The organism is Metasolibacillus sp. FSL H7-0170 (genome assembly GCF_038593115.1).
Classification (GTDB): Bacteria; Bacillota; Bacilli; order Bacillales_A; family Planococcaceae; genus Metasolibacillus; species Metasolibacillus fluoroglycofenilyticus.
The window spans coordinates 1,737,202-1,751,158 of sequence record NZ_CP151964.1 but is presented as its reverse complement, the minus strand read 5'-3'; the positions used below and the strand labels follow the sequence as shown (position 1 = coordinate 1,751,158).

The 13,957-nt window shown below is 36.9% G+C and carries 15 protein-coding genes; all 15 read left to right on the top strand.

Annotation, left to right across the window (positions count from 1 at the left end; all coding sequences use genetic code 11):
* The first annotated feature begins 281 nt into the window (after nucleotides 1–281).
* Entirely contained in the window at nucleotides 282–542 is a 261-nt protein-coding gene (gene flgM / locus MHH70_RS08280; protein WP_066165030.1) for a flagellar biosynthesis anti-sigma factor FlgM, read from the top strand.
* A gap of 32 nt (nucleotides 543–574) precedes the next feature.
* A complete protein-coding gene (locus MHH70_RS08275; RefSeq protein ID WP_066165032.1) occupies nucleotides 575–1,069 on the top strand; it encodes a flagellar protein FlgN in 495 nt (164 codons plus the stop codon).
* 150 nt (nucleotides 1,070–1,219) lie between these two features.
* Nucleotides 1,220–2,791, top strand: a complete 1,572-nt coding sequence (flgK, locus tag MHH70_RS08270) for a flagellar hook-associated protein FlgK (protein ID WP_066165034.1) — start codon at nucleotides 1,220–1,222, stop codon at nucleotides 2,789–2,791.
* Between the two features lie 34 nt (nucleotides 2,792–2,825).
* Nucleotides 2,826–3,737 carry a flagellar hook-associated protein FlgL gene (gene flgL / locus MHH70_RS08265; RefSeq protein WP_342473037.1) on the top strand — a complete coding sequence of 304 codons (912 nt, stop codon included), beginning with the start codon at nucleotides 2,826–2,828 and terminating at the stop codon, nucleotides 3,735–3,737.
* A gap of 60 nt (nucleotides 3,738–3,797) precedes the next feature.
* Nucleotides 3,798–4,364: a DUF6470 family protein gene (locus MHH70_RS08260; RefSeq protein WP_342473036.1), complete on the top strand. Its 567-nt coding sequence runs from the start codon at nucleotides 3,798–3,800 to the stop codon at nucleotides 4,362–4,364.
* 17 nt (nucleotides 4,365–4,381) lie between these two features.
* Entirely contained in the window at nucleotides 4,382–4,825 is a 444-nt protein-coding gene (gene fliW, locus MHH70_RS08255) for a flagellar assembly protein FliW (protein ID WP_342473035.1), read from the top strand.
* Nucleotides 4,826–5,044: a carbon storage regulator CsrA gene (csrA, locus tag MHH70_RS08250; protein WP_342473034.1), complete on the top strand. Its 219-nt coding sequence runs from the start codon at nucleotides 4,826–4,828 to the stop codon at nucleotides 5,042–5,044.
* 113 nt (nucleotides 5,045–5,157) lie between these two features.
* Nucleotides 5,158–6,240: an AAA family ATPase gene (locus MHH70_RS08245; protein WP_342473033.1), complete on the top strand. Its 1,083-nt coding sequence runs from the start codon at nucleotides 5,158–5,160 to the stop codon at nucleotides 6,238–6,240.
* 1 nt (nucleotide 6,241) lies between these two features.
* Complete coding sequence (locus MHH70_RS08240; protein WP_342473032.1) at nucleotides 6,242–7,003, top strand: DUF3226 domain-containing protein; 762 nt, start codon at nucleotides 6,242–6,244, stop codon at nucleotides 7,001–7,003.
* Between the two features lie 178 nt (nucleotides 7,004–7,181).
* Nucleotides 7,182–8,348, top strand: coding sequence for a flagellin (locus MHH70_RS08235; protein WP_342473031.1), 1,167 nt, complete (start codon nucleotides 7,182–7,184; stop codon nucleotides 8,346–8,348).
* Nucleotides 8,349–8,453: 105 nt separating this feature from the next.
* Nucleotides 8,454–8,810 (top strand): hypothetical protein, encoded by a 357-nt coding sequence (locus MHH70_RS08230; RefSeq protein ID WP_342473030.1) that lies wholly within the window; start codon nucleotides 8,454–8,456, stop codon nucleotides 8,808–8,810.
* A 1-nt stretch (nucleotide 8,811) separates the two neighbouring features.
* Nucleotides 8,812–10,650 (top strand): 6-hydroxymethylpterin diphosphokinase MptE-like protein, encoded by a 1,839-nt coding sequence (locus MHH70_RS08225; protein ID WP_342473029.1) that lies wholly within the window; start codon nucleotides 8,812–8,814, stop codon nucleotides 10,648–10,650.
* The gene (locus MHH70_RS08220) at nucleotides 10,650–11,645 is read left to right on the top strand and encodes an NAD-dependent 4,6-dehydratase LegB (RefSeq protein WP_342473028.1); all 996 of its coding nucleotides are present in this window, start codon (nucleotides 10,650–10,652) and stop codon (nucleotides 11,643–11,645) included. Before MHH70_RS08225 ends, MHH70_RS08220 begins: the two co-directional genes overlap by 1 nt.
* The gene (locus tag MHH70_RS08215) at nucleotides 11,642–12,796 is read left to right on the top strand and encodes a LegC family aminotransferase (protein WP_342473027.1); all 1,155 of its coding nucleotides are present in this window, start codon (nucleotides 11,642–11,644) and stop codon (nucleotides 12,794–12,796) included. Before MHH70_RS08220 ends, MHH70_RS08215 begins: the two co-directional genes overlap by 4 nt.
* Nucleotides 12,797–13,951 carry a UDP-N-acetylglucosamine 2-epimerase gene (neuC, locus tag MHH70_RS08210; protein WP_342473026.1) on the top strand — a complete coding sequence of 385 codons (1,155 nt, stop codon included), beginning with the start codon at nucleotides 12,797–12,799 and terminating at the stop codon, nucleotides 13,949–13,951. It begins immediately after the preceding gene.
* Nucleotides 13,952–13,957 lie beyond the last annotated feature (6 nt).

The following is a 13,957-nucleotide window of genomic DNA, read 5'->3' as shown; positions in this document are numbered from 1 at the left end:
GAGAACGTAGAAGAAACCCTCAGAAATTTAGAATCCCCCTGAAAAACGTAGAATAAATCCCATAAAACGTAGAATAAATCCCATAAAACGTAGAATAACTATCCGAAATTTTCAAAAGGGTAAATAAATATTAAACGAAGAAACAATTCTCTGCCTGTTGCACTGATGATTATATTTTTCGCGTGGGCGTGTTAAATCCTTAATCAAAAAATATTAATTAAACAATTTCATCTACAAACCGAAATATAATGTAGAAGGAAATTGAAGGGAGGATATATAGTATGAAAATTAATCCATTAAATTTGAGAGCGATTAATCCATATAATGCCCAGCCACGAGTTACTAAAAACGAAGAAAAAGCAGCATCTTTTGCAGATAAAATTGAGATTTCTTCAGCTGCTAAGGAAATGCAAGTAACGGCTGATTACAATACAGAGCGTGCTGTTCGCGTACAACAGCTAAAGGCTGATATTCAGTCAGGTGAATATAAAGTGAATGCAAGGCAAGTGGCTGAGGATATGCTGAAATATTACCGATTCTAAGCATAATTTTGAAATAAAGGAGCTCATATGATATGTCAGTGCTATCCACACTTGAAAAACTAGAGCGCATGCACAAAAGCTTATTGGAGCTTGCACATAAAAAAACAGACATTATTAAAGCGAACGATATAGAAGCACTAGATGAATTAATTAAAACGGAGCAGGCACATGTAGCGGCGATCACTACACTTGAGCAACAGCGTCAGTTGATGGTAACGGATTACCTCCGAGCAAAAGGAATTGCTTACACTGACAACCCAACTGTAGCCGAGCTAATTGACGCCATCGATAGTGAAGAGGAAAAGCAGCAGCTAATCGCTACGAGGGAACGCTTGCTCACATTATTAACTGAGCTTAAAGTGCAAAACGATTTAAACCAAAAGCTCGTCTATCAATCTTTGCAATTTATCAATATCCAATTAGAGCCATTCCGCCCCGCACGTCCAGATGCCTTTAACTATTCAGGCGATGAAGTGCGCGGTCAATCAAATCAAAAAAAAGTAACATACTTCGACTCACAAGCATAAAGAGGAGTGTCCCAAAAGCTGTGTATAGCTTTTGGGACGTTGCCGGGTGTGCTTCTATAAAGAGCACACCCTTTAAAATAGAGAGTGCTCTTTGAAAATAGCAAAACACTAGATTTAGCGACTTTCTTATGAATTTAAAGGAGGAACACTATGCGTTCAACATTTATGGGACTAGAAATAAATAAATCAGGCCTATTTTTACAGCAATCAGCACTTTATACAACTGGTCATAATATCGCTAACGCTAATACATTAGGCTACTCACGTCAACGTGTAAATATGCAAGCATTACCAGGTTACCCATCACCGGGCTTAAATTCACCCAAAATGCCTGGACACTTAGGAACGGGGGCAGAGGCTCACTCTGTTCAACGCGTTCGTGACGAATTTATCGACCGCCAATATCGCCAAGAAACGAATAAACTTGGCTATTGGGAGGAACAAACAAAGGCAATCGAGCAAATGGAAGATATTTTATCTGAGCCTTCTGAATTTGGTATAAATAAATCATTCGATAACTTTTGGCAGGCAATGGAAGATGTTGTTGCAAATTCAAAAGATACAGCAGCAAGACAGGTGCTTATTGCAAAAGCACGTGCGTTAGCAGAATCCTTTAACTATACGGACAAGCAATTAAAAACAGTTCAGAGCAATCTAGGAGCGCAAATCGAAGCGGATACGAACACAGTAAATTCTTTGCTTCGACAAATTGCAGAAATCAACAGACAAATTATGGCGGTTGAACCGAATGGCTATGTGACAAATGATTTATATGATGCGCGCGATGTACTTGTAGATAAGTTGAACGAATATTTACCTGTACAAGTGGAGCGTGTACCGTCAGGTGGAAACGCTAGCCCTGTATCGGAAGGGAGTTTAACTATTACATACCGCCCAGTAGGCAGCGCGGAGCCAATAATACTTGTACATGGTAAAGAGTTTGCAGAAATTAGCATCAATAATGCTAGTGGTAAAATCAATGGAACAGAACCGCTCGAGCCCTTTACAGAAATGCTTGTTGATTGGAAAGGTAGTGCACTAGCAGATATCGTGCCGCCAATCGATAAGTTGAATTCAGGTGCTGTGTTAGCCATAAATGAAAGCTATGACTACAGCACGTTTGAACCAGGAAAAGGCAAGCTTTTATCCAATATTAACTCTTATGGCCATAGTAATGGACAAGGGTTATATCCAGAGATGCTCGATAAGCTTGATCAATTAGTTGAAACTTTTGTAACTACATTCAACGCACTTCATCAGAGCGGATATGGGTTAAACGATTCAACAGGTCAGGATTTCTTTGAAGCAGGAGGCTTAACAGCAGCAACAATCAAAGTAAGAGATGATATTCTCCCAGAGGATATTGCGGCATCAAGTGAACTTGGCGAACAAGGAAATAATAAAAATATTCTCGATATGGCAAAGTCGCAAACAGAAGTTCAAGTAGGACTGAATGGCGCGACATACCAAGGTTTCTTCAAATCAATGATTGGTGATTTAGGAGTTAGAGGAGAGGAAGCGATTCGCAGTGAATATAACTCAGGGACACTGCGCTTAAGTGTTGAAAACAAGCGTGCTGCGATGAGCTCAGTATCACTTGACGAAGAAATGACAAATATGATTATGTTCCAACAAGCATACAATGCGAATGCGCGTATGATTACAGTAGTTGATGAAACATTAGATAAAATTATTAACGGAATGGGGCGCGTAGGTTTATAACCTCGCTAAATAGATAAACGAGAGGAGAAGGAAAATGCGCGTTACACAATCGATGCTATCAAACAATATGCTACGTAACTTAAACACAAGCTACGGCAAACTAGGAAAGCTACAGGAACAGCTTTACTCTGGTAAAAAAATTACTCGTCCTTCTGATGACCCAGTGATTGCAATTAAAGGTATGTCCTATCGCACAGAGCTAGACCGCACATCGCAATACAAACGCAATATTGGTGAAGCAAATACTTGGTTGGACACTACTGATGATGCATTAGGACAGGCAGGAGAGATTTTAAATCGTGTGAAAGAGCTTGTTGTCCAGGCGGCTAATGATACGAATGTTGTAGAAGACCGAGAAAAAATGCAAAAAGAAATGGAACAGTTAAAACGCCAACTTCAGGATATTGCTAATACTCAAATTGGCGATAAATATATTTTCTCTGGCACTCAAACGGATAAACCGTTATATGTGGATGGAGTTCCAAACCCAAACATTGTGCCGGGGACTACAGGTCTAGATGCAGATATTGAAATTGATGTTTTCGAAGCAGTGCGCATTAATGTCAATACACCAGGGAAAGATATGTTTGAAGAGATTGATAATTTTATGGATACGATTATTACCACTCTTCAAACTGGTACAGGAGAAGAAATTGGTGAATTATTAGGTGATATAGCTGCCGGAACAAATGACTCATTGGCTGATATACACGGTACGCTACTTAAAAGTCGTGCAGATGTAGGTGCTCGACAAAATCGAGTAGAATTAATGGAGCAAAGACTAGATTTGCATGAAATTAATGTCACAAAGCAAATGTCGATGAATGAAGATACTGAATATGCGGCTACAATTACAGAGCTTGTGACGCAAGAATCTATTCATCAAGCGGGCTTATCAGTTGGCGCAAAAATTATTCAACAAACACTAGTAGACTTTATTCGATAAAAATAAAAAGCGTTTGAACAAATGTTCAGACGCTTTTCTTGAAATGAAAGGTGTGAAAATATGCGACTCCCACAAATTTCAATTCACACGACCGATATTCAGATGGATTGGCAAATTCATAAACCAATTCAGCATATTAAGCAACCGAGAGCAGAGCAAAGAATTTCTCAGCCCGCAGCTACTGTGGAAATCCATACACAAAAAGGAAAGCTATCAATTGATTCGTCACAGGCACGCCGTGAGTTAGGCAACTATCCTACTAGCGAAATGATTATGCGTTATGCGCAGGAGGGACGCCAAGAGATGATGAAAGGGATTTCGAGACGCGTGCGAGAAGGACGTCAAATGATGTTAAATGCAGGTAAGGGACAGCGAGGCGCTATCATTCAACAAATAGCAATGCAAAATAGTGGGCCAAAACGACCGGGACCATACAATATCAAATTCGTACCTTCAGTCGGCTCTGTGAAAGTAAACTACAGACCGGCGACAGTTGATGTCAATATTCAGCGTAACGAACCAAAAATCGACGTAAAGGTGAATAAACCAATCCATGACTATACACCTGGGAAAGTAAAAGGTACAATGATACAAAGACCACGAGTGGATATAGATGTTATCGGTTAAAAGGAGAGGGCACCGCAATGAACATTGAAACAAAATTCTTCGGGGAAGTAGCAATTAAAAAAGAAGATATTTTAATTTTTGAGGCAGGAGTACCTGGTTTCCCAGACGCACAAAAGTTTGTACTTCTACCATTAGACGCTGATTTACCATTAGTCGTTTTACAATCTATTGAAAAACAGGAATTAGGCTTCATACTTGCTTACCCATTTGCTTTTAAAAAGGATTACTCTTTTGATATTAGTGAAGAAGAAAAAAGAGCATTACAAATTGAGCAAGAAGATGATGTAGTTGCTTATGCAATCGTCACTTTAAAAGAAACTTTCCAAGAATCGACGATGAATTTGTTAGCCCCAATTGTTATTAATACGAAGAAAAAATTTGGGAAGCAAATTGTTTTGCAGGACAGCGAGCTTTATCCTTTACGCTATCCAATTGGATTAGAGGAAGGAAGTGCCAAGTAAATGCTTGTATTATCAAGAAAAACAGGCGAATCGATAATGATTGGTGACCAAATTGAAGTAAAGGTGCTGTCGGTCGATGGTGACCAAGTGAAGCTAGGCATTGTCGCACCCAAATCAGTAAAAGTTCATCGTTCAGAAGTATTTGAATCGATACAGGAGCAAAATAAAGAGGCATTAGCAACACCGAGTGATGTCTTGAAAAAATTGAAGAGAAACTAAGAAAAGGAGATACCTACGAAATTTTGAGGTATCTCTTTTATAAGTTTTAGAATATAGGAAAGAAGTGTATAGTATAAATAAAAGTAAAACACTCATGTAAAGGAGAATTTAATATGAGTAAATTAGAGGCCATGCGTATTCATAGTTTTCGTGGCTTGACAGATGTTACGTTAGACCATTTTTCTAAAATTAATTTGTTTGTCGGAGAAAACAATGCAGGAAAAACATCCTTGTTGGAGGCAATCTATTTAATTGCTAACTATTCCACTAAACAAGGTTTTTTACGATTAGCGAGAATGAGGGAGCAATATATTGGCGGCTTAGCTCGTACACTATCTACTGAGGAGTTAATTAGTTGGTTATTTAGTGAAACTATAAAGCCCATTAAAATAGAGTACGAATGGGCAGGTATGCATAAATATATTCAATGTACTTTAGAAGAAGAAGAATACCTCATATTAAATGATAGCAGTGATGAAAATATAGATATTATAGATAGAGAGCAAGTTGTTAAAGAACAATCGATTGAAATATATGATAATGAGGACAGTATAGGCAAGCCAATCGTATATCAATTTGGCACTTTAAATGAAAAAGTAATTGGAATTATCAAGAAAGGTGACAGTCTATTTAATTGCCATTTTATTTCAGCGATTGATCATCGTATTGCCCCTTTATCCCCTTATATAATTGATGATCTTGTAAAAGATGGAGAAAGACCAATGCTTATTGAGGCTTTGCGTCAATTTGATAAAAAAATAAATGGTATCGAACTGCTTATGGCAAATGATAAAGGAAGAAATACAAGACCTATCCCTTATATTCAGCATGAAGATTTGGGGTTAGTGCCTATCTCTATGTTCGGTGATGGTGTTAGAAAGGCACTTGTTATTGCGTCGCAAGCAATCCGCTTTAAAGATGGAATTATTTTAATTGATGAAATCGAAACAGGTATTCATACAAAACTCATTCCAACCTTTTTCACATGGCTAGCGGAAATTTGTAATCAATATAATATTCAGCTTTTTGCAACAACACATAGTTTGGAAGCGTTAGATGGTATGCTAAAAGCGGCTGAAGCAGACTACAATCAACTTTCTGTATATCGCTTAGGGGAAGATAAAAAGAAATCAAAATATTTTTCTGGCGAAAGGCTAAAAGTACTAAGATATGAGCTAGGGCAGGATGTGCGCTAAAATGAAAAAGTACTTTTATTTTATTGTAGAGGGCGTTCATGATTCGGCAGCTTTAGGGCGTTACTTAAAAAGAAAAAACATATCGTTAATTCGAAAAATTGAACAGGTAGATTTGTTTTGGGAGAGGATAATCCCTAAAAGTTTTCCATTCAATGGCGATTTATTAAAGCGTATGCCAGTACCAATGTTTTATAGCAACGAGCAGTACTCGATTGCTATTCAGACGGCAGGAGGCGATTCGGGAATTGTAAAAGCCTTTGACAGTCTTTTGAATTTAGATTATGAACAATTATCAGGAGTTGCTCTATTTTGCGATGCAGATACAAAGCCAGCTGAGCAATGCTTTAATAATTTAATTAGCCGCATGCTTAATGAAGTGGATGAGGAGTATCATTCGATTTTTAAAGAGGCTGTATTTGGGGAAGTAACTTTTGGAAGTCCGAGTTTTGGTGTTTATATATTTCCTAATAATGAATGTGAAGGGACTTTAGAAAATTTATTGTTAGAAGGCGGCGAAATTGTTTATTCTGACTTAATGGCAAGTGCTAAAGAATATGTGAAGCGCATTTCTCTAGACTATCGTCAAAAGCATTGGTCCATTTCTAGTGAGCCAAAAGTATTGTTTGGTGTTATGGCAAATGCATTAAAGCCAGGAAAGGCAAATCAAGTATCAATTCAAGATAATCAATGGATTAGCGAAGAAACAATTACAACAAATAGCCAATCCCGTCTAAATGATTTTTTGGAAAAGTTATTAAACTAAGGTTAGTTAGCTTTGTCTTCAGAATTAAAAAATTTTAAAATTTTTTTGAAAAACTATTAAACATTTAAAATAACTTACGATATATAGAGTGTAAGGTAAAGGTAGTACATACTACTGACACCAAACTTTCCCACATGGATGTGGGTTATACAAAAACAATTCAAGGAGGAATTCTATCATGAGAATTCAACACAACATTTCAGCTTTAAACACACACCGTAACCTTGCTTTCAACAACACTCAAGCGTCTAAAAACCTTGAGAAATTATCTTCAGGTTACAAAATCAACCGTGCTGGCGATGACGCTGCTGGTTTAGCAATCTCTGAAAAAATGCGCGGACAAATTCGTGGTCTTGACATGGCTACGAAAAACGCTAACGACTCAATCTCTCTTATCCAAACAGCTGAGGGTGCATTAAACGAGTCACACGCAATCTTACAACGTATGCGTGAATTAGCAGTACAAGCTTCAAACGATACAAACGTAACTGAAGACCGTATCGCATTACAAAAAGAAGTACAACAATTAAAAGAAGAGTTAACTCGTATCTCTACAGACACTGAGTTCAACACGCAAAAATTATTAAACGGTTCATTCGAAGACAAAGTATTCCACATCGGTGCTAACGGCGACCAAAATATCAAATTATCAATCGGTGATACTTCTGCGTTTGAATTAAAATTAGCTGAAGAAGTAAAAGTAAGTGGTTCTTCACTAGTAAATGCTTCTGGATCAGGAATTGCTACATTTATATCTGGCGATACAGCAACTGGTCTTGCTAAAGGTGAATATACGAAAAATGCATCAGGTAACTGGGTAGGTGTATCTGGTACAGCAACTTCAGGTGTTACTGTTTCAGGTGCAGCGGCAATTGCTTACTTAAATGGTCAAGGTTCAAATGAAGTAGAAGTAGCATCAGGTACTACTTTAGGTGATGGTTTAGCAGGTTATATTACTTCAGGTGGTCAAAACTTATTCTACACGGCAACTGCATTAGCATCTGGTTCGACAGTACATGCTGCAGGTACTTCAGGTGCAGCTGTTGTAGATTTAACTAGCCAAAAAGGTGCAAATGATGCAATCGCAACTATTGATGCTGCATTAAAATCAATTTCAGATACACGTTCTAACCTAGGTGCTGTACAAAATCGTTTAGAGCATACAATCAACAACTTAGGTGCAACTTCTGAAAACTTAACAGCTGCTGAGTCTCGTATCCGTGACACAGATATGGCTGCTGAAATGATGGCGTTCACAAAGAACAATATCTTAATGCAAGCTGCACAATCTATGTTAGCTCAAGCTAACCAACAACCACAAGGTGTATTACAATTATTGGGTTAATCTCTGATAATCTAAAAGCGTTTGGGAATTTTCTCAAACGCTTTTTCTTGATGTTTTTGTAATTCTGCCGATAATAAATATATAAAACTAAAGGTGGTTTGGCAGATGGAACAAGTGCAGATAAACGAATTGAAAAATAGTTATTATGAATACATAGCAAAAATTCCTCAAGGGCTTCAAACAATTATTAATTTATTAGTGAATAATGAATTAGAGAAAGTATTTAACAGTATTGCAGATTTAGCAGAGGGCATCGAGTTTTTATTGAAAGTTGAACAAGCCTTTAAAGAACAAGGGATTTTTACTAATAGCCGTATTGCGGAGGCGATAACTATTTTTAAAAACCTTAATGATAGTTTAGCAAATGAAGATTTTATTTTATTAAAAGATTTAGTGGAATACGAATTGATTCCTATCTTTTCAAGTGCATCAGAATGGGTATTCCAAGAAGAGGTAAAGTAATATGTTAATTGATAATAAACGTATTTTACAGTCTAAAAACAAGCAATTAGTTCAGAAACTAGAGCAATATGAAAATCGCTTTTGCGAAGTGAGTGATGCAAAAACAGGTATTTCTACACTCATTGTGACAAAGGGAGATCAGAAAATATTTTATCATAGCCGGTATAACCCTATGCAGGAAGCGAAAGCAATTTTATCTAATCAATTGAATGAGGAAACTGGGTATGTATTGTTAATTGGTGTTGGCTTAGGTTATGTTGTGCAAGAGCTTATTGAACAGCGTTCCGATGTTCGTTTCTCCATTTATGAGCCGAATTTAGATGTTTTAAGTTGCTTTTTAAATACTTTCAATTTATCGAAAGTTCGTTCGAAAAATTTTGAGCAATTATTTAGTCATCCATCAGAATTGACAAATTTAAATAAGCTTTATAATGATTTGGCAGAAGATAGGGCACAAATTATTATTAGTCCAATTGCTAATACATTATATGCTAATGAAATTAAACAATTTATAGGTGGTTTTAAGAATTATTTAACATCATATAAAGATAGTACGATTACTGATTTAAGATTTCAGGCGAGATGGACAATTAACTCGATTGTAAATTTTGCTGAAATATTAAAATCGCCAAACTTTTTTAAACATATTGACCTTAAAAAACTAGAAAATAAGCCCGTTTTAATCGTGGCAGCAGGTCCTTCACTAAATGATGAGATAGAAAATATTAGGCTGATTAAAGAGCAGGGAAAGGCTTATATATTTGCAGTAGGTTCAGCGATAAACACATTAATAAAAAATCATATTTTGCCAGATGCATTATTTAGCTATGATCCAACACCTAAAAATGCCGAGGTTGTAAAAAGGGTGAAGGAATTAGAGCTAGATATCCCTTTAATTTTCGGTTCATCTATTGGATTTGAAGTATTAAAAAATTATCCAGGAAAGAAAGTGCATTTCTTTACATCACAAGATTCAATTAACAGTAATCTTATTAACCATAATAGCCATGTCATTATTCCAGATGCTCCGACGATTGCAGCCATTGCTTTATATATTGTTGGTGGTATTAAGATGGGACCGGTTATGTTAGTAGGGCAAAATCTCTCAATTACAAAGGAAAAAACATATGCGGATGGCATCGACTATATAGATGATGCTGACGTAACAGAAGATAAGCTAAAAGCGTATAAGGTAGCTACAAGCACGACTGGTGATGAAATTTACACAGGAAGCGGGTATCTCTCAATGAGGGATGTTATTCAATTTTATATTAAGCAAGTAGGACTAGAGAAGAATGTGTTTAATACTACGAAAAATGGACTACCTATTGAAGGAGCGCCCTTTGTGCCGCTAGAATCGTTACTTGAAACACATTTGCAAGAAAATAATATTGTAGATTCATCCATTTTCGATGTAGAAAACGATTATAATATTGAAGACACACTTAATCGTTTTAAACAATATGAAAATTATTTTGATGCATTAATTGAGGATTTTAAAAAGCTTGTAGCCGTTGATAAGCAGATACAAGAGGCCTATAGTAAGAAGCTTATTAATAATACACAAAGCTATTTTAATGAATTCGATAAATATTTTAATCGAATTGAAAAAAATCCGTTTTTCCTACAAACATTGGCACCTATTACGCGCACACAGTATAAACAATTAGTCGATAAATCGGATGGGGTGCGCTTTGAAAAGCGACCATTAAAAAAAATGGAGAAATATATTAATGTTTATTCGAAATATATTCGTACAATGTATGTTGGAATTGTCCAAATCCAACCAGCATTTGGCGAATTAAAAAAATCTGACTTATTTAAAAAGGAAGATGTATAATGAAAATATTAGTCACAGGAGCCGATGGTTTTATCGGTTCGCATTTAACAGAGCAACTAGTACGTGAAGGACATGATGTGCGAGCTTTTTGCTATTATAATTCCTTTAATTCATGGGGGTGGCTAGATCACGCATCTCGGGAGATTAAATCACAGCTAGACGTATTTACAGGTGATATTCGTGACCCCTATGGTGTAAAGGAAGCAATGAAAGGCTGTACACATGTATTAAATTTGGCGGCACTGATTGCAATTCCATATTCTTATCATTCACCAGCGACTTATGTTGACACAAATATTAATGGTACATTAAATGTCGTACAGGCAGCGCGTGAGCTAGGTGTGGAAAAAGTAGTGCATACATCTACAAGTGAGGTTTACGGAACAGCGCTTTATGTACCTATCGACGAAAATCATCCATTACAAGGGCAGTCGCCATATTCAGCATCAAAAATCGGGGCAGACCAAATGGCACTATCTTTTTATCGCTCATTTGATACACCTGTATCGATTATTCGCCCATTTAATACGTATGGTCCACGCCAATCAGCACGTGCAGTAATACCAACAATCATTAGCCAGCTGGCTAATGGTGCGGACACGATTAGGCTTGGTGCAATTAGTCCAACCCGAGATTTTAACTATGTAAAAGATACGGTACAGGGTTTTATTTCTGTTATGAAATCTGAAAAAGCGATTGGTGAAGTCATTAATATTGGCTCTAATTATGAAATATCAATCGGTGAAACAGCTGAAATGATTGCCGACATTCTGGGTGTGAATTTAACAATTGAAACAGATGAGCAGCGTCTCCGCCCAGAGAAAAGTGAAGTAGAGCGACTTTGGGCAGCGAACCAAAAAGCGAAGAATTTACTTGACTGGGAGCCACAATATGGTGGCAAGGAGGGCTTCCGTCGAGGTTTAGAAGAAACGATTGAATGGTTTACAAATCCAAAAAATTTATCTCAATATAAGGCGGATGTATATAATATATGAATAATCAATGGATACAATTTGCAGAGCAAGTAAGACAACTGTATGGCAAAGATTTTGTACCATTACATGAGCCAACATTTAACGATAAAGAGCTGGAGTATGTAACTGATTGTATAAAAACAGGCTGGGTATCTTCTGTTGGTGCTTATGTAACAAAATTTGAGGAAGAGCTTGCGAAATTTGTCGGTGTGAAGCGTGCTGTAGCAGTTGTCAATGGAACGGCAGCACTGCATATTGCATTAAAAGTAGCGGGGGTAGAGGCAGAAGACGAGGTGCTGATGCCTTCGCTTACTTTTATTGCAACCGCAAATGCCATAAGCTATTGTAGCGCCATTCCTCACTTAGTGGATGTACATGAGGACACAATGGGGATGGACCCATTTAAGCTGGAGAAGTACTTACAAAAAATTGCTGAAGTACGAGGCAATGAATTATACAATAAGCAGACAAACCGCCGCATAAAGGCATTAGTGCCAATGCATACATTTGGCCATGCAGCCCATTTAGATGAGCTTGTGGCATTAGCTAATAAATATCATTTAGTGCTTGTGGAAGATGCGGCAGAATCTTTAGGCACTTATTATAAAGGCAAGCATACAGGTAGCTTTGGAAAAGTGAATGCGATGAGCTTTAATGGCAATAAAATCATTACAACTGGAGGTGGGGGTGCCATTTTAACAGACGATGACGCACTAGCTAATTATGCTAAGCATTTAACGACAACTGCTAAAGTACCGCATAAATGGGAATACGCACATGATGAGGTGGGCTATAATTATCGTATGCCAAATATGAATGCAGCACTTGGCTGTGCGCAATTAGAAAAGTTGGAGCAGTTTTTAGTCCAAAAAAAAGCATTAACGAGCAAATATGAGGAGCTTATCGCTCAGTTAGATGGTGTGACATTATTTACAGAGCCAGCGCATAGCAATAGCAACTACTGGCTACAAACATTGGACCTAGATGCTTCATTAGAGCGTGATCAGGTTTTAGCTTTTTTAAATGAGCAAGGTGTTATGAGTCGCCCAATTTGGCGACCGATGCATGAGCTGGATATGTACAAGCATTGTCCAAGTACGGATTTGACTGTGACGAATGAGTTGAAAAAGCGCATAGTGAATATAGCAAGTACACCTGTTGAGGTGAAATAGATGAAACGTAAAATATGTGTAGTAACTGGCACAAGAGCAGAATATGGTCTATTATATTGGCTAATAAAGCGTCTATATGAGGATACAAATGTGGATTTGCAGATTATTGCGACAGGAATGCACCTTTCACCGGAATTTGGATTGACTGTAAAGCAAATAGAGCAGGATGGCTTTAAAATTGATGAAAAATTGGAAATGCTATTATCCAGTGATACGCCAACCGCAATTGCAAAATCGATAGGTTTAGGGGTTATCACTTTTTCCGATGCTTTAAGTAGATTAAATCCAGATATTATGGTGGTATTAGGTGATCGTTTTGAAATTTTTTCAGCAGCGCAAGCAGCTATGATTTTGCGTATTCCGATTGCTCATATACATGGTGGAGAATTAACAGAAGGACTGATAGATGAGTCGATTCGTCATTCAATCACTAAAATGTCGCAAATACATTTTACTGCTACAAATGAGTATCGTGAGCGTGTTATACAGATGGGTGAACAGCCAAATACAGTTTATAATGTTGGCACTTTAGGTTTAGAAGGAATAAAAAATATAAAGTTACTTTCAAAAGAAAAATTATCTGAAAGTATCAATTTTAAATTAAATAAATATTTCCTTGTTACGTTACACCCAACAACATTAGAAAGTGGAACTGCTGAATGGCAAATCAAATCGCTATTAAAAGTATTAGATACCTTCCCGAAGCACCAAGTCATTTTTACAAAAACAAACGCTGATACTGATGGGCGAATTATTAATCAATGTATTGAAGAATATGTACTAGAAAATTCAACGAGGTGCTGTGTATTTGATTCATTAGGACAACTAAGATATTTAAGTGCAATTCAGCATTGTGAAGCTGTAATAGGTAATTCATCAAGTGGATTATTAGAAGTGCCATTTTTGAGAAAGCCTACAGTAAATATTGGAATTCGCCAGGGGGGGCGCTTAAAGGCTAAATCAGTAATTGACAGCTCTTTTAAATTTACTGAATTAAAGGATTCAATAAATAAAGCTATTTCGACAAACTTTAATGAACGTTTAAAACATATTCCAATGGTTTATGGTGAAGGAAATACTTCTAAAAGCATATTAAGAATATTAAAGAAAGTGGAATTAGAAGGGATTACTATTAAGAAATTTTACGACTTATAGAGGTAT